The sequence below is a fragment of the Burkholderia sp. MSHR3999 genome (genome assembly GCF_000833595.1).
In the GTDB taxonomy this organism is placed as follows: Bacteria; Pseudomonadota; Gammaproteobacteria; order Burkholderiales; family Burkholderiaceae; genus Burkholderia; species Burkholderia ubonensis.
In genome coordinates, this window is record NZ_JRFO01000001.1 from 355993 (window position 1) to 376589 (window position 20597).

21 protein-coding genes, 1 other RNA gene and 1 pseudogene are annotated in these 20597 nt (G+C 67.0%); 15 read left to right on the forward strand and 8 right to left on the reverse strand.

Going from position 1 to position 20597, the window contains the following annotated elements:
- Positions 1–28: 28 nt before the first annotated feature.
- Positions 29–1417: an adenylosuccinate lyase gene (purB, locus tag KY49_RS01705; RefSeq protein ID WP_010091342.1), complete on the reverse strand. Its 1389-nt coding sequence runs from the start codon at positions 1415–1417 to the stop codon at positions 29–31.
- Between the two features lie 234 nt (positions 1418–1651).
- Here purB and KY49_RS01710 point away from each other — a divergent pair, with 234 nt between their 5' ends.
- The 6 genes and pseudogenes from KY49_RS01710 to KY49_RS01735 all read left to right on the forward strand — a co-directional run bounded on the left by KY49_RS01710 (position 1652) and on the right by KY49_RS01735 (position 7463).
- Complete coding sequence (locus KY49_RS01710; RefSeq protein WP_010091343.1) at positions 1652–2605, forward strand: LysR substrate-binding domain-containing protein; 954 nt, start codon at positions 1652–1654, stop codon at positions 2603–2605.
- 222 nt (positions 2606–2827) lie between these two features.
- Positions 2828–4114 carry a Glu/Leu/Phe/Val family dehydrogenase gene (locus KY49_RS01715; protein WP_042583112.1) on the forward strand — a complete coding sequence of 429 codons (1287 nt, stop codon included), beginning with the start codon at positions 2828–2830 and terminating at the stop codon, positions 4112–4114.
- Between the two features lie 228 nt (positions 4115–4342).
- Positions 4343–5236, forward strand: coding sequence for a glutamate/aspartate ABC transporter substrate-binding protein (locus tag KY49_RS01720; RefSeq protein WP_042584506.1), 894 nt, complete (start codon positions 4343–4345; stop codon positions 5234–5236).
- Positions 5237–5321: 85 nt separating this feature from the next.
- Positions 5322–6062, forward strand: coding sequence for an amino acid ABC transporter permease (locus KY49_RS01725; protein ID WP_042583113.1), 741 nt, complete (start codon positions 5322–5324; stop codon positions 6060–6062).
- On the forward strand, positions 6062–6739 hold the full coding sequence (gene gltK, locus KY49_RS01730) for a glutamate/aspartate ABC transporter permease GltK (RefSeq protein ID WP_042583114.1): 678 nt from the start codon (positions 6062–6064) through the stop codon (positions 6737–6739). Before KY49_RS01725 ends, gltK begins: the two co-directional genes overlap by 1 nt.
- Positions 6736–7463 (forward strand): annotated as a pseudogene (locus KY49_RS01735) (amino acid ABC transporter ATP-binding protein). Before gltK ends, KY49_RS01735 begins: the two are co-directional and overlap by 4 nt.
- 99 nt (positions 7464–7562) lie before the next feature.
- On the opposite strand, the gene KY49_RS01740 reads toward KY49_RS01735, so the two are convergent.
- Positions 7563–8465, reverse strand: a complete 903-nt coding sequence (locus tag KY49_RS01740) for a class II glutamine amidotransferase (RefSeq protein WP_042583115.1) — start codon at positions 8463–8465, stop codon at positions 7563–7565.
- A gap of 202 nt (positions 8466–8667) precedes the next feature.
- Here KY49_RS01740 and pyrC point away from each other — a divergent pair, with 202 nt between their 5' ends.
- From pyrC to rnpB, 3 genes are all read left to right on the forward strand, one after another.
- Complete coding sequence (gene pyrC, locus KY49_RS01745) at positions 8668–9732, forward strand: dihydroorotase (protein WP_042583116.1); 1065 nt, start codon at positions 8668–8670, stop codon at positions 9730–9732.
- Positions 9729–10598 carry a DUF3025 domain-containing protein gene (locus KY49_RS01750; RefSeq protein ID WP_042583117.1) on the forward strand — a complete coding sequence of 290 codons (870 nt, stop codon included), beginning with the start codon at positions 9729–9731 and terminating at the stop codon, positions 10596–10598. The genes pyrC and KY49_RS01750 overlap by 4 nt, the downstream gene beginning before the upstream one ends.
- A 33-nt stretch (positions 10599–10631) precedes the next feature.
- Positions 10632–11043, forward strand: an RNA gene (rnpB, locus tag KY49_RS34450) — RNase P RNA component class A.
- A gap of 86 nt (positions 11044–11129) precedes the next feature.
- On the opposite strand, the gene KY49_RS01755 is transcribed toward rnpB, so the two are convergent.
- Positions 11130–11594, reverse strand: coding sequence for an OsmC family protein (locus tag KY49_RS01755; protein WP_073564251.1), 465 nt, complete (start codon positions 11592–11594; stop codon positions 11130–11132).
- A gap of 420 nt (positions 11595–12014) precedes the next feature.
- Complete coding sequence (locus KY49_RS01760; protein ID WP_042583118.1) at positions 12015–12254, reverse strand: DUF1090 family protein; 240 nt, start codon at positions 12252–12254, stop codon at positions 12015–12017.
- A gap of 296 nt (positions 12255–12550) precedes the next feature.
- Between KY49_RS01760 and rplM the strand changes: the two genes are divergently transcribed.
- The 3 genes from rplM (at position 12551) to erpA (ending at position 13969) form a co-directional block, all read left to right on the forward strand.
- Positions 12551–12979, forward strand: a complete 429-nt coding sequence (gene rplM / locus KY49_RS01765) for a 50S ribosomal protein L13 (protein ID WP_004522094.1) — start codon at positions 12551–12553, stop codon at positions 12977–12979.
- 11 nt (positions 12980–12990) lie between these two features.
- Entirely contained in the window at positions 12991–13383 is a 393-nt protein-coding gene (rpsI, locus tag KY49_RS01770) for a 30S ribosomal protein S9 (protein WP_010091355.1), read from the forward strand.
- Between the two features lie 217 nt (positions 13384–13600).
- Positions 13601–13969: an iron-sulfur cluster insertion protein ErpA gene (gene erpA / locus KY49_RS01775; RefSeq protein ID WP_010091356.1), complete on the forward strand. Its 369-nt coding sequence runs from the start codon at positions 13601–13603 to the stop codon at positions 13967–13969.
- A 79-nt stretch (positions 13970–14048) separates the two neighbouring features.
- Here the strand turns inward: erpA and KY49_RS01780 are convergent, their stop codons facing one another.
- Complete coding sequence (locus KY49_RS01780) at positions 14049–15140, reverse strand: anhydro-N-acetylmuramic acid kinase (protein WP_231636373.1); 1092 nt, start codon at positions 15138–15140, stop codon at positions 14049–14051.
- Positions 15141–15338: 198 nt separating this feature from the next.
- Between KY49_RS01780 and tyrS the strand changes: the two genes are divergently transcribed.
- From tyrS to KY49_RS01795, 3 genes are read left to right on the forward strand one after another with little or no spacing between them, the layout of a single operon-like run.
- On the forward strand, positions 15339–16580 hold the full coding sequence (gene tyrS, locus KY49_RS01785; RefSeq protein WP_010091358.1) for a tyrosine--tRNA ligase: 1242 nt from the start codon (positions 15339–15341) through the stop codon (positions 16578–16580).
- Positions 16577–17035, forward strand: coding sequence for a D-aminoacyl-tRNA deacylase (gene dtd, locus KY49_RS01790; RefSeq protein WP_042583120.1), 459 nt, complete (start codon positions 16577–16579; stop codon positions 17033–17035). Before tyrS ends, dtd begins: the two co-directional genes overlap by 4 nt.
- 23 nt (positions 17036–17058) lie before the next feature.
- On the forward strand, positions 17059–17721 hold the full coding sequence (locus KY49_RS01795) for a histidine phosphatase family protein (protein WP_042583121.1): 663 nt from the start codon (positions 17059–17061) through the stop codon (positions 17719–17721).
- Positions 17722–17807: 86 nt separating this feature from the next.
- Here the strand turns inward: KY49_RS01795 and KY49_RS01800 are convergent, their stop codons facing one another.
- The 3 genes from KY49_RS01800 to ruvA form a co-directional block, all read right to left on the reverse strand.
- On the reverse strand, positions 17808–18758 hold the full coding sequence (locus KY49_RS01800; RefSeq protein WP_042583122.1) for an oxygenase MpaB family protein: 951 nt from the start codon (positions 18756–18758) through the stop codon (positions 17808–17810).
- A 25-nt stretch (positions 18759–18783) separates the two neighbouring features.
- Positions 18784–19851, reverse strand: coding sequence for a Holliday junction branch migration DNA helicase RuvB (ruvB, locus tag KY49_RS01805; protein WP_042583123.1), 1068 nt, complete (start codon positions 19849–19851; stop codon positions 18784–18786).
- A 99-nt stretch (positions 19852–19950) separates the two neighbouring features.
- Positions 19951–20532, reverse strand: a complete 582-nt coding sequence (gene ruvA, locus KY49_RS01810; RefSeq protein ID WP_010091363.1) for a Holliday junction branch migration protein RuvA — start codon at positions 20530–20532, stop codon at positions 19951–19953.
- Positions 20533–20597 lie beyond the last annotated feature (65 nt).

The window sequence follows — 20597 nt, forward strand, 5'->3', positions numbered from 1 at the left end:
GGGCGTTTTTCTTGGGCGCGGCGCGGTGTTACGCGATCCGCTTCGCGAGTTCGACGGCCTTGCCGATGTACGACGCGGGCGTCATCGCGAGCAGGCGCTCCTTCGCGTCCTGCGGGATCGCGAGCGTGCCGACGAACTCCTGCAGCGCTTCGCGCGTGATGCCCTTGCCGCGCGTCAGCTCCTTCAGCTGCTCGTACGGGTTCTCGATGCCGTAGCGGCGCATCACCGTCTGCACCGGCTCGGCGAGCACTTCCCAGCAGTTGTCGAGGTCTTCGTTCAGGCGCTGCGGATTCACTTCGAGCTTGTCGAGGCCGCGGATCAGCGAGTCATACGCGAGCAGCGAGTAGCCGAGCGCGACGCCCATGTTGCGCAGCACCGTTGAGTCGGTCAGGTCGCGCTGCCAGCGCGACACCGGCAGCTTGTCGGCGAGGTGGCGCAGCGTCGCGTTCGCGAGGCCGAGGTTGCCTTCCGAGTTCTCGAAGTCGATCGGGTTGACCTTGTGCGGCATCGTCGACGAGCCGATCTCGCCGGCCTTGGTCTTCTGCTTGAAGTAGCCGACCGAGATGTAGCCCCACACGTCGCGGTCGAGGTCGAGCAGGATCGTGTTCGCGCGCGCGACCGCGTCGAACAGCTCGGCCATGTAGTCGTGCGGCTCGATCTGGATCGTGTACGGGTTGAACGTGAGCTTCAGGCGGTTCTCGATCACGTCGCGCGAGAACGCTTCCCAATCGAATTCCGGGTACGCGGACAGGTGCGCGTTGAAGTTGCCGACCGCGCCGTTCATCTTGCCGAGGATCTCGACCTTCTCGATGCGCGTGATCGCGCGCGCGAGGCGCGCCGCGACGTTCGCGAGCTCCTTGCCGAGCGTCGTCGGGCTGGCCGGCTGGCCGTGCGTGCGCGACAGCATCGGCTGGTCGGCGAGCGCGTGCGCGAGTGCGACGAGGCGCTGGTGGACCGTGCGCAGCGCCGGCAGGATCACGTGCTCGCGCGCGCCGGCGAGCATCATCCCGTGCGACGTGTTGTTGATGTCTTCGGACGTGCACGCGAAGTGGATGAATTCGCTGGCCTTCTCGAGTTCGGCCTGGCCCTTGACCGATTCCTTCAGCCAGTACTCGACGGCCTTCACGTCGTGGTTCGTCACGCGCTCGATGTCCTTGATGCGCGCCGCGTCATGCGCGGTGAAGCGCTCGACGAGCTGCAGCAGGAACTGCTCGGCGGCGTCGGAGAAGCGCGGGACTTCCGCGAAGCCGGCGCGCGACAGCGCGATCAGCCAGTGCACCTCGACGGTGACGCGGTGGCGCATGAAGGCGGCTTCGGAGAGCCAGTCGCGCAGCGCTTCGGTCTTGCTGGCGTAGCGGCCGTCGATGGGCGAGAGCGCGGTGAGGGCGAAAAGCGTATCGGGACGAGTGTCGGACATGATCGGGCGGGCCTTGGGGCCGGGTCGAACGAGGGGGAGGAGAATCTGGCATTTTACCATCGGCGCGGGGCAGTCCCGACCGTGCGCGGCTCCGGCGGGCGCCGGCGCGTGCCGCCGCCGTGCCGGCGCGGGGCCGAGGCGATCGGGCCGCCGGGCCGCCCGCGCCGCCGGCCGGGCCCGCCCGCCGGTAGAATGCAGGCTTCTTCCCGACCGCCGCCCGCCGCGCCCGCCCGCATGGAACTGAAATGGCTCGAAGACTTCGTCTCGCTCGCGGAGACGCGCAGCTTTAGCCGGTCCGCCGAGTTGCGGCACGTGTCGCAGCCGGCGTTCTCGCGCCGCATCCAGGCGCTCGAAGCGTGGCTCGCGACCGAGCTGATCGATCGTTCGGTGTATCCGACCCGCCTCACGCAGGCCGGCCAGATCTTCTACGAGCAGGCGCTGACGATGCTGTCGCAGGCGCACGAGGCGCGCACGCTGCTGCGCGGCCACGTCGGCGCGCCGGTGCCGACGATCGAGTTCGCGGTGCCGCACACGCTGTCGCTCACCTATTTCCCGCGCTGGCTGCAGCGGATCGAGGCGAAGATGGGGCCGGTTCACACGCGGCTGCGCGCGCTGAACGTGCACGACGCGGTGCTGTCGCTCGTCGAGGGCGGCTGCGATCTCGTGATGGGCTATCACCACCCGAGTCATCCGGTCGCGCTCGATCCCGCGCGCTACGACATGCTGACGCTCGGCAGCGAGCCGATCAGCCCGTTCTCGGCGCCGGGCCGCGCGGGGCGGCCGCGCTACACGTTGCCGGGCGCGGCCGATGCGCGCGTGCCGTACCTGTCGTATACGCCGAACGCGTATCTCGGCCGGATGACCGAGGTGATCATCGCGAACGCGCCGACGCCGCTGTTCCTCGATCGCGTTTATGAAACCGACATGGCGGAAGGGTTGAAGGCGATGGCGCTCGCCGGCCACGGCATCGCGTTCCTGCCGCACAGCGCGGTGGAGGACGCGGTCGCCAGCGGTCGGCTGATCCGGCTCGACCGCGCGGTGCGCGGCGGCGCGCACCCGTTCACGCTGACGATGGAGATCCGGCTGTACTGCGACAAGGTCGCGCTGCAGGGCGGCGAGCCGCGGCAAAAGCTCGTGCGCGCGCTGTGGGACGTGGTGAGCGACGAGCTGCGCGAGGCGGCCGGCTGACGCCGGTTCACGCTGACGGACGGCGCGGGCCGGCGGCCGGCCGACACGTTGTCCGGTGCGCCGGATGCCGGGCCGATCGCGGCCGTTCTTGCGCAAATCGACCGCGTATTTGCGAAAAATCGCGATCATGCAAGATACGCATAATCGAATAAGCAAACGGCATTGGATAAAAAAAACGGGTTTTTCGACAATGTGCGCCATCCGTTGACCGTTGGAGAATCCATGTCTTCGCAACTGCAGTCCATCCCGTCCTACTTGCACGCCGACGATCTCGGCCCGTGGGGCAACTACCTTCAGCAAGTCGATCGCGTCGCGCCGTACCTCGGCTCGCTGTCGCGCTGGCTCGAAACGCTGAAGCGTCCGAAGCGCATCCTGGTCGTCGACGTGCCGATCGAGCTCGACAACGGCACCGTCGCGCACTTCGAGGGCTACCGCGTGCAGCACAACGTGTCGCGCGGCCCGGGCAAGGGCGGCGTGCGTTACCACCAGGACGTGACGCTGTCGGAAGTGATGGCGCTGTCCGCGTGGATGTCGGTGAAGAACGCAGCAGTGAACGTGCCGTACGGCGGCGCGAAGGGCGGCATCCGCGTCGACCCGCGCAAGCTGTCGCGTGGTGAGCTCGAGCGCGTGACGCGCCGCTACACCAGCGAAATCGGCATCATCATCGGCCCGAACACCGACATTCCGGCGCCGGACGTCAACACCAACGAACAGGTGATGGCGTGGATGATGGACACGTACTCGATGAACCAGGGCCAGACGGCCACCGGCGTCGTGACCGGCAAGCCGATCTCGCTCGGCGGTTCGCTCGGCCGCAAGGAAGCGACGGGCCGCGGCGTGTTCGTGGTCGGCTGCGAAGCGGCGAAGAAGAAGGGCCTCGAGATCGCCGGCGCGCGCATCGCGGTGCAGGGCTTCGGCAACGTCGGCGGCATCGCGGCGAAGCTGTTCCAGGAAGCGGGCGCGAAGGTGATCGTGGTGCAGGATCACACCGGCACGATCTACAAGCCGTCCGGCCTCGACGCGAACAAGCTGCTCGACCACGTGGCCCGCACGGGCGGCGTCGCGGGCTTCGAAGGCGCGGAACCGATGCCGAACGACGAGTTCTGGACGGTCGAGACCGACATCCTGATCCCGGCGGCGCTGGAAAACCAGATCACCGAGAAGAACGCGGGGAAGATCCGCACCAAGATCATCGTCGAAGGCGCGAACGGCCCGACGACGACCGCGGCGGACGACATCCTGACCGCGAACGGCGTGCTCGTGATCCCGGACGTGATCGCGAACGCGGGCGGCGTGACCGTGTCGTACTTCGAGTGGGTGCAGGACTTCTCGAGCTTCTTCTGGACGGAAGACGAGATCAACCACCGTCTCGAGCGCGTGATGCGCGAAGCGTTCGCCGGCGTGTGGGCGGTCGCGGAAGAGCACAAGGTGTCGGTGCGTACCGCGGCGTTCATCGTCGCGTGCAAGCGCATCCTGATGGCGCGCGAAATGCGCGGCCTGTACCCCTGATCGGTCGACCTCGGTCGATCCTGACCAGAACATGACGCAATCCACCCGATTGCGAGCATGACCCTCGCGGGCGGCACCGGAACCGGTGCCGCCCGCTTGCGCATTCGGGCGCCCGGAGCCGGGAGGACGGCTTCGCGCGGGGCGCGCCGCAGTGCGGAAAACAACCAGTACTTTCAGAAAAATTACTTTGATACACTGGCGCGGGTTTTAGCCAAGGAGATGAACAAAATGAAATACCACAAGGCAATCCTGATGGCCGCGGCGCTGTGTGCGTTCGCAAGCGGCGCGCATGCGCAGGAGACCGGCACGCTGAAGAAAATCAAGGACACGGGCGTGATCGCGCTGGGACACCGCGAATCGTCGATCCCGTTCTCCTACTACGACCAGAACCAGCAGGTGGTCGGCTATTCGCGCGACTTCCAGCTGAAGGTGGTCGACGCGGTGAAGAAGAAGCTGAACCTGCCGAACCTGCAGGTGAAGAACATCCCGGTCACGTCGCAGAACCGCATCCCGCTCGTGCAGAACGGCACGGTCGACATCGAGTGCGGCTCGACGACCAACAACGTCGAGCGTCAGCAGCAGGCGGCGTTCTCCGACACGATCTTCGTGATCGGCACGCGCCTGATGACGAAGAAGGATTCGGGCGTCAAGGATTTCGCGGACCTCAAGGGCAAGACGGTCGTGACGACGGCCGGCACGACGTCCGAGCGCCTGCTGCGCAAGATGAACAACGACAAGCAGCTCGGCATGAACATCATCAGCGCGAAGGATCACGGCGATTCGTTCAATACGCTGGAATCGGGCCGCGCGGTCGCATTCATGATGGATGACGCGCTGCTCGCGGGCGAGCGCGCGAAGGCGAAGCAGCCGGGCGAATGGGTGATCGTCGGCACGCCGCAATCGGAAGAGGCGTACGGCTGCATGATGCGCAAGGGCGATGCGGACTTCAAGAAGGTCGTCGACGACGCGATCGCGCAGGTCGAGAAGTCGGGCGAAGCCGCGAAGATCTACGCGAAGTGGTTCGAGAACCCGATCCCGCCGAAGGGGCTGAACCTGAACTTCCCGCTGTCCGATTCGATGAAGAAGCTGTACGCGAACCCGAACGACAAGGCGCTCGACTGACCCGCGTGTCCGTTGATGCAGAAATGACGCTGACGAAACGGAAGAGGCCACGCTTCTTCCGTTTCTTTTTGCTGGAGTCTTGTCCATGTCATACCACTGGAACTGGGGCATCTTCCTGAGCCCCGTCTCGACCGGCGAGCCGACCACTTACTTCGGATGGCTGATGTCCGGGTTCTGGGTGACGATCAAGGTGTCGCTCACCGCCTGGGTGATCGCGCTGATCGTCGGCTCGCTGTTCGGCGTGCTGCGCACGGTGCCGAACAAATGGCTGTCGGCGATCGGCACGGTCTACGTGTCGGTCTTCCGGAACATCCCGCTGATCGTGCAGTTCTTCGTCTGGTACCTCGTCGTGCCGGAACTGCTGCCGCCGTCGATCGGCACCTGGATCAAGCAGTTGCCGCCGGGCACGCAGTTCTTCACCGCGTCGATCGTCTGTCTCGGCCTGTTCACGGGCGCGCGCGTGTGCGAGCAGGTGCGCTCGGGCATCAATGCGCTGCCGAAGGGGCAGCGCGCCGCCGGCCTCGCGATGGGCTTCACGCAGTGGCAGACGTACCGCTACGTGCTGCTGCCGGTCGCGTACCGGATCATCGTGCCGCCGCTCACGTCGGAATTCCTGAACATCTTCAAGAACTCCGCGGTCGCGTCGACGATCGGCCTGCTCGACCTGTCCGCGCAGGCGCGCCAGCTCGTCGACTACACCGCGCAGACGTATGAATCGTTCATCGCCGTCACGCTCGCGTACGTGGTCATCAACCTCGTCGTGATGGCGTTCATGCGCTGGGTCGAAAGCAAGTCCCGGCTGCCCGGCTACATCGGAGGCAAGTGATGCATCAGTTCGACTGGAGTAGTATTCCCGGCGCGCTGCCGACGCTCTGGACGGGCGCGATCATCACGCTCCAGATCACGGCGCTCGCGATCGTCGTCGGCGTCGTCTGGGGCACGCTGCTCGCGCTGATGCGGCTGTCGGGCGTCAAGCCGCTCGCGTGGTTCGCGCAGGGCTACGTGACGGTGTTCCGCTCGATCCCGCTCGTGATGGTGCTGCTGTGGTTCTTCCTGATCGTGCCGCAGGTGCTGCAGGGCGTGCTCGGGCTGTCGCCGACGATCGACATCCGGCTCGCGTCGGCAATGGTCGCGTTCTCGCTGTTCGAGGCCGCGTATTATTCCGAGATCATCCGCGCCGGCATCCAGGCGGTGCCGCGCGGGCAGGTGAACGCCGCGTTCGCGCTCGGCATGAACTACGCGACGGCGATGCGCCTCGTGATCCTGCCGCAGGCCTTCCGCGCGATGGTGCCGCTCTTGCTCACGCAGGCGATCGTGCTGTTCCAGGACACGTCGCTCGTCTACGTGATCAGTCTCGCGGACTTCTTCCGCACGGCCGCCAACATCGGCGATCGCGACGGCACGAGCGTCGAGATGATCCTGTTCGCGGGTGCATGCTATTTCGTGATTTGCTCGGTGGCGTCCGCCCTCGTCAAAGGTCTCCAGAAAAAGGTCACAAGATGATTTCCATCAAGAACGTTTCGAAGTGGTACGGCCAGTTTCAGGTCCTCACCGATTGCACGACCGAGGTGAAGAAGGGCGAGGTGGTGGTCGTCTGCGGTCCGTCGGGGTCGGGCAAGTCGACGCTGATCAAGACCGTGAACGGCCTCGAGCCGTTCCAGCAGGGCGAGATTCTCGTCAACGGCCAGTCGGTCGGCGACAAGAAGACGAACCTGTCGAAGCTGCGCTCGAAGGTCGGGATGGTGTTCCAGCACTTCGAGCTGTTCCCGCACCTGTCGATCACCGAGAACCTGACGCTCGCGCAGATCAAGGTGCTCGGGCGCGGCAAGGACGAGGCGACCGAGAAGGGCCTCAAGCTGCTCGACCGCGTCGGCCTGAAGGCGCACGCGCACAAGTATCCGGGCCAGCTCTCGGGCGGCCAGCAGCAGCGGGTCGCGATCGCGCGCGCGCGCTGTCGATGGACCCGATCGCGATGCTGTTCGACGAGCCGACGTCGGCGCTCGATCCCGAGATGATCAACGAGGTGCTCGACGTGATGGTCGAACTCGCGAAGGAAGGGATGACGATGATGGTCGTCACGCACGAGATGGGCTTCGCGAAGAAGGTCGCGCACCGCGTGATCTTCATGGACAAGGGCGCGATCGTCGAGGACGACCGCAAGGAAGACTTCTTCGCGAATCCGCGGTCGGACCGCGCGAAGGACTTCCTCGCGAAGATCCTGCACTGACGCGGGGAGGGCGGCGGGGCCGCCCTTCACGTGTGGCCGCAAACGAAAACGCCCGGCGCTGCCGGGCGTTTTTTCGTATCCGCGCGTCGGAGCGCGTGTTCAGAAGTCGAACGCGTCCTCGCTGACGTCCGCCTCGACGGCCGGCAGCGGCCGCACGGGCGCGGACGCCGATGCGTCGAGCGCCGGGTTGCGCAGCTTCTCGAGCACGGCGGGCGGCACCGGGATCTGCATCCGCGCGGCGACGTCGCCGCACTGGAACATGATCAGCTCGCCCGGCTCGAACGCGGTCCACACTTCGTTGTCGGTGAGCGGCTGCGTCGCGATCACCGCGACGCGGTCTTCCGGCGTCGTGTATTTCGCGAAGTCGATCGACAGGTCTTCGTCGACGAGATGCGCGGTCGAGAACGGCCAGCGGCGCACGATGTAGTGCAGCCGCGTCGAGCAGTGCGCGAACAGCGCCTGGCCGTTCGACATCAGGAAGTTGAATACGCCGTGGTCGGTGATGCCGCGGGTCAGCTCGCCGACCCGCTCGAACAGCTCGGGCAGCGGCGGCTGCGCGCCGGGGAATGCTTCGCGCAGCCCCTGCATCAGCACGCAGAACGCGCGTTCGCTGTCGGTCGTGCCGACCGGGTGATAGACGCTGCCTTCCATGTCCGGCGCGTAGTCCTGCAGGTCGCCGTTATGCGCGAAGATCCAGTGCCGGCCCCACAGCTCGCGCATGAACGGGTGGCTGTTCTCGAGCAGGATGTGGCCCTGCGTCGCCTTGCGGATGTGCGCGATCGTGTTCTTCGACTTGATCGGGTAGCGCTTGACCATCTCGGCGATCGGCGACGTGGCCGATGCCTGGTGATCGATGAACAGGCGGCAGGCCTTGTCTTCGAAGAATGCGATGCCCCAGCCGTCGGCATGGTGATCGGTGAGCCCGCCCCGGGCCGCGAAACCGGTGAAGGAGAATGTGACGTCCGTCGGCGCGGCGCAGTTCATTCCTAAGAGTTGGCACATTTTACTTGGGGCGGCAGGCTGAAGCGGATAACGCACCGGGCGAACCCCGGTACAATGCATGCTTCTAGCATATCACCGAGCCAACAGCGGTAAAAAGCGGATTCCGCCGACGAACGGCCCCGTGTTGCGGTTAGCCGTCAGTCGGCCCGCGCCGGCGGCATTCGGCACCGTTTTCCCGCTCCCGTTCCTCACGACGCCTCCTATGACTGCCTCGAACGCTTCCTCCCCGGCGACGCTGACGCTCGCCCGTCCCGACGACTGGCACCTGCACGTCCGCGACGGCGAGATGCTTGCCGCCGTGCTGCCGCACACCGCGCGCCAGTTCGGCCGCGCGATCATCATGCCGAACCTGAAGCCGCCCGTGACGACCACCGCGCAGGCGCACGCGTACCGCGAGCGGATCCTGGCCGCGGTGCCGGCCGGCGTGGCGTTCGAGCCGCTGATGACGCTGTACCTGACCGACAACACGCCGCCCGACGAGATCCGCCGTGCGCGGGAAAGCGGCTTCGTGCACGGCGTGAAGCTGTATCCGGCGGGCGCGACGACGAATTCGGACCACGGCGTGACCGATCTCGCGAAATGCGCGAAAACGCTGGAGGCGATGCAGGAAGTCGGGATGCCGCTGCTCGTGCACGGCGAGGTGACCGACGCGTCGATCGACCTGTTCGACCGCGAAAAGGTCTTCATCGACCGCGTGATGACGCCGCTGCGCCGCGATTTCCCGGGCCTGAAGGTCGTGTTCGAGCACATCACGACGAAGGACGCGGCCGACTACGTGCGCGACGCCGACGCGGCGCCGGGCCTGATCGGCGCGACGATCACCGCGCATCACCTGCTGTACAACCGCAACGCGATCTTCGTCGGCGGAATTCGTCCGCATTACTACTGCCTGCCGGTGCTCAAGCGCGAGACGCACCGCGTCGCGCTCGTCGAGGCGGCGACCTCGGGCAACCCGCGCTTCTTCCTCGGCACCGACAGCGCGCCGCATGCGCGCAACGCGAAGGAAGCCGCGTGCGGCTGCGCGGGCTGCTACACGGCGCTGCACGCGCTCGAGCTGTATGCGGAGGCATTCGACAACGCCGGCGCGCTCGACAAGCTCGAAGGCTTCGCGAGCTTCTACGGCGCCGATTTCTACGGCCTGCCGCGCGCGGCCGAGACGGTCACGCTGCGCCGCGAGCCGTGGGAGCTGCCGCTCGAGATTCTCGCGGGCGACACGCCGGTCGTGCCGCTGCGCGCGGGCGAAGCGATCGGCTGGAAACTCGTGTGAGCGCCGCGCCGCCGCGCGCGGCCGGTGAGCCGGACAGCGGTGCGGCGGCGTTCGCGCGGATCGATTGGTCCGCGCCGTGGCTTGCGGGCTTTGCCGCGACGGGGCGCGTCGTGCAGGCGGGCGCGCTCGACGGCGAGTCCGCGCTGCTCGCCGCGCTGAACGGCGCACTGAATGGCGCGACGGGCGGCACGCCGCTCGTCACCGGCCGCGGCGCGCCGCTGCGCTTCGTGCCGCAGGCCGACCTGCCGGCCGACGTCGCGTACGAGACCCATATCGCCGCAACGGGCGGCGTGCCGACCCGGCACAATCTCCACGATTTCTTCAATTCGCTCGTCTGGTTCGCGTATCCGCGTATCAAGGCGGCGCTGAACGCGCGCCAGGCCGCGGCGATCGATACGGCGGGCGGCGTCGGGCCCGTGCGCGGCTCGTTGCGCGACGCGCTGACGCTGTTCGACGAGAATGCCGCACTGTTCGTGACGGCCGATCCGGCACTCGCCGATGCGCTGCGCGGCTTCGACTGGCGCGCGCTGCTGGTGGCCGCGCGCGAAGCGTGGGGCGCGCGCTGCGAGGTGCGGCTCGTCGGGCACGCGCTGCTCGAGAAGCTCGTCGCGCCGTACAAGTCCTGCACCGCGCACGCGTGGATCGTCGAAGTGAGCGACGACTATTTTTCGTGGCCGGCCGCGCGCCGGGCCGCGCACGTCGATGCGCAGGTCGCGCGGATGCTCGCGACGCGAGACCTGACGAGCCGCGATTTCGCGCCGCTGCCGGTGCTGGGCGTGCCGGGCTGGTGTGCGGCGAACGCCGATCCCGGGTTCTACGACGATTCCGCAGTGTTTCGCAGCGGGCGGCGGACTCGGCCACTGTAACGGCCGGACGCACGGTGCTAAAATGCGCGTCGCAAAGCAGGCCAGGCAGTCGCGGCCTCACCGCCTTCGGGCAGGCGGGGGCGAGGAAAGTCCGGACTCCACAGGGCAGGGTGATGGCTAACGGCCATCCGTGGCGACACGCGGAACAGGGCAACAGAAAGCAAACCGCCGATGGCCCGGCGCAAGCCGGGATCAGGTAAGGGTGAAACGGTGCGGTAAGAGCGCACCGCGGCGACGGCGACGTTCGCCGGCACGGTAACCTCCACCCGGAGCAATTCCAAGTAGGCAGGCGCGCATCTCCGGATGCAGGACGGGGCCCCCGTCTCGTCTGCGGGTAGGAAGCTTGAGCGCGTCAGCAATGGCGCGCCTAGAGGAATGGCTGCCACGCGCCGCGCGCCTCGGCGTGCAGCGTGCACAGAATCCGGCTTATCGGCCTGCTTTGCCGCTCGAATGCGACAGGGCCGGCGTCTCCTTGCGGGACGCCGGCCCTTTTTCTTTCCGTTTTTCTTTCCGGTATCGCGCGGCGCCCGCTCAGGCCGCGACGATGTCGAACGAGTGCGTGAGCTCGGCCGTCTTCGCGATCATGATCGATGCCGAGCAGTACTTGTCGTGCGACAGGTTGATCGCGCGTTCGACCGTCGCCGGGTTCAGGTTGCGGCCCGTGACGGTGAAATGAAAGTGGATCTTCGTGAAGACCTTCGGATCTTCGCTCGCGCGTTCGGCCTTCAGCGTGACCGAGCAGCCGGTGACTTCCTGGCGGCTCTTCTTCAGGATCAGCACGACGTCGTACGCGGTGCAGCCGCCGGTGCCGAGCAGCACCATCTCCATCGGCCGCGGCGCGAGATTGTGGCCGCCGCCCTCGGGCGCGCCGTCCATCGTGACGAGGTGCCCGCTTCCGGTCTGGGCGGAAAACGCCATGCCGTCCTGGCCCAACCAGCTAACTTTGCATTCCATGCTTGCACTCCAGCGTTGCCTGATTCGAATTCGATCCGGCATTGTAGCCCGCACGGCCGCGGCCGGCTGATGCGCCGCACGATGCGGATCGGCGCGCGCCGCCGCGGGCTCCGCGACGGGGCGCGGGAACGCAAATTCCCCTCGGGATTTAGGGGTTTTGTTCTAGCCGGGTGCGGTCAGCTCGACTCCCGGGATTCTGCAAATAGATGATTTCAAAAGGAAAGATGGATAGCGGGCTTGCGATATCGAAATTTCGCATTATGGTTGTAGATTTCGTAATGCAAATTTTCTTGTGCTGCTGGCTGCCCGTTCGTATAATGCGACTCATTGGTTGTCGCGCTGCGGCAACCTCCGCATGTCTCCTCCACCCTCCTCCTATGGTGGATTAAGCCCGAACCAGCCGTTCGGGCTTTTTTTCGTCCCATGCAAACATCGGCGCGCAATGTGCGCGTCTCGCGAGCGTCAGGCGCCTGGGGCGGCGACGGCCGATGCATGACCTTGGCGGCGCGCGCAGAAGTGGCGTACCCGTTCGCGCACGGCGCGCAGTTTCGCGACGCGGTCCTCGGCGCGTGCTTCGCGCGCGGCGGCGATGCGCGCGTCGAGCGAGTCGAGTTTCGCGGTGCAGCCGGCCGGGTCGGCGGCGGCCGATGTGGCGCCGCCCAGCAGGGCGGCCGTCAGGAGTGGCGTGAGTCGTTTCTTCATCGTGGCTGTTGTTTTTCCTTGTCCGGCACGTTCTTGCGTGTGCCGATGGATGCCCCCCGGGCGCTCGGAATCGCCGGATATAACGGGGCAGGACCGGATTTTGGCCGATTTTCGGCGAGCCGGACACCCGGATGCGGATTCCCTTTGACCGCGGCGCGGCAATTCCTTTATAATTCAGAGCTTTTCCGCATTCATGCCCACGGAAAAAGAACAGGGAGAGCCTGCACCGCGCCTCGAAGCGCACCTACACAAGCAGGAAAGAACACATCGGGCACAGCAATTTTTTTGGATCGATCATGAAGACGTTTTCCGCAAAAGCCCATGAGGTGACGCGCGAATGGTACGTGATTGACGCGACGGATAAGGTTCTCGGCCGTGTCGCCAGCGAAGTGGCACGCCGTCTGCGCGGCAAGCACAAGCCTGAGTTCACCCCGCACGTCGACACCGGTGATTTCATCATCGTCATCAACGCGAGCAAGTTGAAGGTCACGGGCAACAAGACTCTGGACAAGAAGTACTACCGTCACTCGGGCTACCCGGGCGGTATCTATGAAACGACGTTCGGCAAGATGCAGGAACGCTTCCCGGGCCGCGCGCTCGAGAAGGCGGTCAAGGGCATGCTGCCGAAGGGCCCGCTCGGCTACGCGATGATCAAGAAGCTGAAGGTCTACGCTGAAGCGACGCATCCGCACTCGGCTCAACAGCCGAAGGCGCTCGAGATCTAAGGGGAGCCCACATGATCGGTAACTGGAACTACGGTACGGGCCGCCGCAAGAGCGCCGTCGCTCGTGTCTTCATCAAGGCTGGCAAGGGCGACATCGTCGTCAACGGCAAGCCCATCGCTGACTACTTCTCGCGCGAAACGTCGCTGATGATCGTGCGTCAACCGCTGGAACTCACGAACCACGGCCAGACGTTCGACATCAAGGTGAACGTGACGGGCGGCGGTGAAACGGGTCAGGCAGGCGCAGTGCGCCACGGCATCACCCGTGCACTGATCGACTACGACGCGACGCTGAAGCCGTCGCTGTCGAACGCAGGCTTCGTCACGCGCGATGCACGTGAAGTCGAGCGTAAGAAGGTCGGTCTGCGCAAGGCACGCCGCGCCAAGCAGTTCTCGAAGCGTTAATTCCGCTTCTTGGCCGCGCCGCTTTCGGGCGGCGTCCGCCGGAAAAACCGCCAGCTTTCGCGCTGGCGGTTTTTTTTATGCGCGACCGTTTCGCGGTTGCGCGCCGCCGCCGGCCGCCGGTTTGACGAAATCGACAAGAACCTGTTGATTTCATGGACTTCGGCACGATCTTGAGATCGGCCCTACAATAGCGGCTAAAGCTTTTTGGAGAGTTCGCATGAACGCTGTTACCGAATCCGCAGCCACGACCGAAATGCCGGCTCCGTTCGTCTTCACCGACGCGGCGGCCGAGAAGGTGAAGCAACTGATCGACGAAGAAGGCAACCCTGACCTGAAGCTGCGCGTGTTCGTGCAGGGTGGCGGATGCTCCGGCTTCCAGTACGGCTTCACGTTCGACGAGGAAGTCAACGAGGACGACACCGTGATGAACAAGAACGGCGTCCAGTTGCTGATCGACTCGATGAGCTACCAGTACCTGGTCGGCGCAGAGATCGACTACAAGGACGATCTGAACGGCGCGCAGTTCGTGATCAAGAACCCGAACGCGACGACTACCTGCGGGTGCGGTTCGTCGTTCTCGGTTTGAGCGCACGACGCGTCCGACCCGGTTCGCCGGAATGAAAAAACGGGGCATGAAGCCCCGTTTTTTATGCGCGCATGCCGCTTCAGCGCGGATAGAGCGCGCCGAGCACGCGGTCGCCGGCCGCGCCGGTGACCGTCGCGAGGCTGCCCGGCTCGCGCGCGACGAAGCGGTACGCGAGCCACGCGAACGCGAGCGCCTCGACCTGTTGCGGCGGCACGCCGAGCGCGGCCGTCGTGTCGACTGCCGCACGCACGCCGCGGTCGCGCAGCGCGCCTGAAAGCGCGTCGAGCAGCACGGGGTTGCGGGCGCCGCCGCCGCACACATGGACGGCCGTGCAGTCGGGCGCATGCTGCGCGATCTCGTGCGCGATCGACACGGCCGTCAGCGCCGTGAGCGTGGCCTGCACATCCTCCGGCGCGAGCTGCGCGAATGCGGCCAGCTTCGCATCGAGCCAGGCCGGATTGAACAGGTCGCGTCCGGTGCTCTTGGGCGGCGGCGCGTCGAAATAGGGCTCGTCGAGCAGCGCATCGAGCAGCGGCGCATGGACCGTGCCGCGCGCCGCGAACTTGCCGCCTTCGTCGTAGGGCTTGCCGAGATGGCGGCTCGCCCATTCGTCGATCAGCGCATTCGCGGGGCCGCAGTCGAAGCCGCGAACGTCGCCGCCGTCGCCGGGCAGGATCGTGATGTTGCTGATTCCGCCGAGATTGCAGACGACCCGCGTCTCGCGCGGCGCACCAAATACCGTCGCATGGAACGCCGGCACGAGCGGCGCGCCCTGGCCGCCCGCGGCCACGTCGCGGCTGCGGAAGTCGGCAATCACGTCGATGTGCGTCAGCTCGGCGAGCAGCGCCGGATTGTTGGTCTGCCGCGTGTAGCCGCGCTCGGGGCGGTGGCGCACCGTCTGCCCGTGCACGCCGATCGCGCGCACCTGGTCGGGCGAAAGACCGGCCGTGCGCTGCAGTTCATGGCAGCACACCGCGTAGCGGGCCGCGAGCGCGTTGGCGGCCAGCGCCTCGCGCTCGATCTCGTTTTCGCCCGGCTGCTGCAGCGCGAACAGCGCGTCGCGCAGCGTCTGCGCGAACCCGACGAAGGCCTCGGCAAGCACGGCCGGCGGCTTGCCGGTCTCGAAGCGCACGGCGACGCCGTCGACGCCGTCCATGCTCGTTCCCGACATCAATCCGAAATAAACGCCGTCGGCCGGATGGCCGGATGATGGACGTCGCAGCGGCACGTGAACCCTCCTGGATCGTGCGGCGGCGGTCGGTGCCGCGCGCCGTGCGGCCGATTATCCGCGCAAGCGGGGCCGCCGTTAAGCGATGCGCGCGCAAGTTATGGGAAAATCCCTGTTTTTGCGACCTTCTTCCTGGCACCGATGAGCACCGAACCCAGTTCCAAGCCTGTTTTCCCGATCACCGATGAAGTGCGGCATGCGCTCGCCGTCACGAAGCGCGGCGTCGACGAGCTGCTGATCGAGGAAGAGTTCGCGCAGAAGCTCGCGCGCAGCGCAGCCACGGGCAAGCCGCTGCGCATCAAGCTCGGCCTCGACCCGACCGCGCCGGACATCCACATCGGCCACACGGTCGTGCTGAACAAGATGCGTCAGCTGCAGGACCTCGGCCATACGGTGATCTTCCTGATCGGCGACTTCACGTCGCTGATCGGCGATCCGTCCGGCCGCAACGCGACGCGCCCGCCGCTCACGCGCGAGCAGATCGAGGCGAACGCGAAGACCTATTTCGAGCAGGCGGCGCTGGTGCTCGACCGCGACAAGACCGAGATCCGCTACAACAGCGAGTGGTCGATGCCGCTCGGCGCGGACGGGATGATCAAGCTCGCGTCGCGCTACACGGTCGCGCGGATTCTCGAGCGCGAGGACTTCACGAAGCGCTTCCAGAGCGGCGTGCCGATCTCGATCCACGAGTTCCTGTACCCGCTGATGCAAGGCTACGACTCGGTCGCGCTGAATGCCGACCTCGAGCTGGGCGGCACCGACCAGAAGTTCAACCTGCTGGTCGGCCGCGAGCTGCAGAAGCAGTACGGCCAGGAACAGCAGTGCATCCTGACGATGCCGCTGCTCGAAGGCCTCGACGGCGTCGAGAAGATGTCGAAGTCGAAGGGCAACTACGTCGGCATCAGCGAGAAGCCGAACGACATGTTCGGCAAGCTGATGAGCATCTCGGACACGCTGATGTGGCGTTACTTCGAGCTGCTGTCGTTCCGCAGCATGGACGAGATCGTCGGCTTCCGCCGCGAGATCGAAACCGGCCGCAACCCGCGCGACTTCAAGGTGCTGCTCGCGCAGGAAATCGTCGCGCGCTTCCATTCGCAGGCCGACGCCGAGCGCGCGCTCGAGGACTTCAACCACCGCGCGAAGGGCGGTGTGCCGGACGACATCCCGTCGGTGACGCTCGCGGGCGCGCCGCTCGCGATCGGCCAGCTGCTGAAGCAGGCCGGCCTCGTGCCGTCGACGAGCGAAGCGCTGCGCAACATCGAGCAGGGCGGCGTGAAGATCGACGGTACGGCGATCACGGACAAGGGCCTCAAGATCGAGGCCGGCGAATACGTCGTGCAGGTCGGCAAGCGCCGCTTCGCGCGCGTGACGCTGACCGCATGATCGCGCTGATCCAGCGCGTGAAGCGCGCCGACGTGCGCGTCGGCGGCCGCGTGACGGGCGAGATCGGCGCGGGCCTGCTCGCGCTCGTCTGCGCGGAGCGCGGCGACACCGAGGCGGCGGCCGACAAGCTGCTCGCGAAGGTGCTCGGCTATCGCGTGTTCAGCGATGCGGCCGGCAAGATGAACCTGCCGGTGTCGAACATCGACGGCGCGGGGCGCGCGGGCGGCCTGCTGCTCGTGTCGCAGTTCACGCTCGCGGCGGACACCAACAGCGGCCTGCGTCCGAGCTTCACGCCCGCGGCGCCGCCCGACGAGGGCGAGCGCCTGTTCGACTATTTCGTCGACGCGGCGCGTGAGCGTCATCCGCTCGTCGCGACCGGCGAGTTCGGCGCCGACATGCAGGTTTCGCTCGTCAACGACGGGCCCGTGACATTCTGGCTGCAAGTGCGGCCCTGATTCTTCCCGGAGGCGCCGCCGCGATGGCCACCACGCAGATCCTCTTCATCCGTCATGGCGAGACGGCCTGGAACCGCATCAAGCGCATCCAGGGCCATATCGACATTCCGCTGGCCGACTCGGGCCTCGCGCAGGCGCAGCGGCTGGCCATGCGTCTTGCGCGCGAAACGCGCGACGGGGCGCGCGTCGACGCGATCTATTCGAGCGACCTGATGCGTGCGCAGCAGACCGCGCAGCCGGCCGCCGATGCGCTCGGCCTGCCGCTCGTGCTGCGCGCGGGCTTGCGCGAGCGTGCGTACGGCATCTTCCAGGGGCACGACAGCACGGAGATCGAGGCGCGGTTTCCCGACGCGTACGCCGCGTGGCAGACGCGCGACCCCGGCTTCGAGCCCGAAGGCGGCGAGTCGCAACGCGCGTTCTACCACCGCGTGCTGCACGCGCTCGAACCTATCGTCGCCGCGCATCCGGGCGGGCGGATCGCCTGCGTCGCGCACGGCGGCGTGCTCGACTGCGTGTACCGGTTCGCGAACGGGCTCGATCTCGCCGCGCCGCGCAACTATCAACTGCTCAACACGAGCATCAACGTCGTCGACTACGTGGACGGACGCGCGAACGTCGTGCAGTGGGCGGACGTGTCGCACCTCGACGAAACGAGCGACGACGACGGGTACCGCAAGGTGCTCTGAGCGCAGGCCGCGCCCGGTCGTGGCCGGCTGCGCGCGCAGCTTGTCACATGAATGCGACGGCGAATCGACTATTTGGAAGGCGGCTGTCAGGCAGAAGGCTTGCCGCTTTGCGGCGCCGCGGTCGCGCGCCGCCGGGCGCGCCTCGATGCGCCATTGACGAGCGCCCAGCGCAGCACCGGCGCGACCGCGCGCACGCCCGGCCGGACCACCGCGCGCCGCAGCGGCGCGAATCTCGACACTCCGAGCATGTCCTGCGCCCACGGCGGCAGCAGGTCGATGCCGGCGTGCATCACGAGGGTTGCGGCGGGCCGCATCGCCGGCCGTGCGACCGGCGCATTCAGCAGGATCCGCATCACCTCGAACGTGCGCGGCCCGGCTTCGAGATCGGGCCGCATGCGCGCCAGATACGCGTCGACCTCGGCGCGCGAGCGGGGCACGTCCTGCGCGCCGAGCATCTCGGCGATGCGCGCCGTTTCCGCGTAATAGCGGTCCTGCAGCTCGCCCGGCAAGGCCGGGTTCACGTAGCGCAGATGCGCGGCGAGAAAGCTCGATACCTCCGCGACGTGCACCCAGGTCAGCAGCGCCGGATCGTCGGCCCGGTAGGGCCGTCCGTCGGGCGCGGTGCCGTGCACTTTCGCGTGAATCGCCTTCACGCGCTCGATCAGCGCGAGCGCGTCCGCGCGGTTGCCGAACGTGGTGCCGGAAATGAACGTCGCGGTACGCCGCAGCCGCCCGAGGATGTCGGTGCGAAACGACGAGTGATCCCATACGCCGGCGAGCGCGAGCGGATGCAGCGCCTGCAGCAGCAGCGCGGAGATGCCGCCCGTCATCATCGACGCGAAGTCCGCATGCACGCGCCAGCAGACCGCGTCAGGGCCGAACAGGCCCGGATCGCCGGGCGGCGACGAAAAGTCGAGTGACGGGCCGCTGCCCGTCGTCAGGTGCGTGACGCCGGCCACGAGCCGCTTGCGGATCGGCTCGAGCCAGCGCGGGTGCGGCACCGGTGCGCCGGGGGGAGGATTGGATGGCGTCGTCATCGCCGGTGTAGCGTCGGGCGGGCGGTCACTGCCCGTCGGACGCCTCCCATGCGCCGCGCGCCGGGTTGCCCGTATCCGGCGCGGCGAGCCCGAAGTGGCGGTAGGTCAGCAGCGTCGCCACGCGCCCGCGCGGCGTGCGTTGCAGGAAGCCTTGCTGGATCAGGTACGGCTCGAGCACGTCCTCGATCGTGTCGCGTTCCTCGCCGATCGCCGCGGCGAGGTTGTCGATGCCGACCGGGCCGCCGTCGAACTTGTACAGGATCGCTTCGAGCAGCTTGCGGTCCATCAGGTCGAAGCCGACCGGATCGACGTCGAGCATCGCAAGCGCCGCATCGGCGACGGTCGCGGTGATGTTGCCGTCCGCCTTCACTTCCGCGTAGTCGCGCACGCGGCGCAGCAGCCGGTTCGCGATTCGCGGCGTGCCGCGCGAGCGCTTCGCGATTTCGAGCGCGCCGTTCGGATCGATCTGCGCGTTGAGCAGCGACGCCGAGCGGCGCACGATGCGCGACAGCTGCTCCGCATCGTAGAACTCGAGGCGCGCGACGATCCCGAAACGGTCGCGCAGCGGGTTGGTCAGCATCCCGGCGCGGGTGGTCGCGCCGACGAGCGTGAACGGCTGCAGGTCGAGCTTTACGCTGCGCGCGGCCGGCCCCTCGCCGATCATGATGTCGATCTGGTAGTCCTCGAGCGCCGGATACAGGATTTCCTCGACGACCGGCGACAGCCGGTGGATCTCGTCGATGAACAGCACGTCGTTCGCTTCGAGGTTCGTCAGCAGCGCCGCAAGGTCGCCCGCGCGCTCGAGCACCGGGCCCGACGTCTGGCGCAGGTTGACGCCCATCTCGCGCGCGATGATGTGCGCGAGCGTCGTCTTGCCGAGACCGGGCGGGCCGAACAGCAGCACGTGGTCGAGCGGCTCGGAACGGCGCTTCGCGGCCTCGATGAAGATCTCGAGCTGGCCGCGCACCTTTTCCTGGCCGACGTATTCGTCGAGCTGGCGCGGCCGCAGCGCACGTTCGAACACCTCCTCGTGCGACGAGGCGGGCGTGGCGGCGATGATCCGCTCGGTGGCGAGTTTGTCGGTTTCAATCATGCGGCCATTGTACCGCGCGGCGTCGCGAGGAAAACCTTGCCGAACGGCCGACTGGCGCGCCGCGCGCGGCGGCGCGACACTGCGTCGGACGCGTGGCCGTTACGCCTTCGACAGCGCCTTGAGCGCGAGCTTGATGCCTTCGGACACGCCGGTGCCGGCCGGCACGTTCTTGATCGCGGCGAGGCCCTCCTTCTCCGAGTAGCCGAGCGCGAGCAGCGCGTTGAGGATGTCGGTCGCGTGGTCGGACGGCGACGCGGCGCCGGCGAGCGTGCCGAGGTCGGCGCCGAGCTTGCCCTTCAGCTCCAGCAGCAGGCGCTCGGCGGTCTTCTTGCCGATCCCGGGCAGGCGGGTCAGGCGGGCGGCGTCCTGCATCGTCACCGCCTGCGCGAGCTCCTGCACGCTCATGCCGGACAGCACGGCGAGCGCCATGCGCGCGCCGATGCCGGTGATCTTCAGCAGCTCGCGGAAGGTCGTGCGCTCCTGCGGGCTCAGGAAACCGTACAGCAGGTGCGCATCCTCGCGGACGATCTGCTGCGTGAGCAGCACGACGCGCTCGCCGGTCTGCGGCAGGTTGTAGAAGGTGCTCATCGGCACGTCGATTTCATAGCCGACGCCATTGCAGTCGACGAGCAGGTGAGGCGGGTTCTTTTCGAGGAGGATGCCGGCGATGCGACCGATCATGGATTGAGCGAGGCGATGAGGAAAGCGCGAGTGTAGCGCACGCGCGGCGGAAAACCGATGGGCCG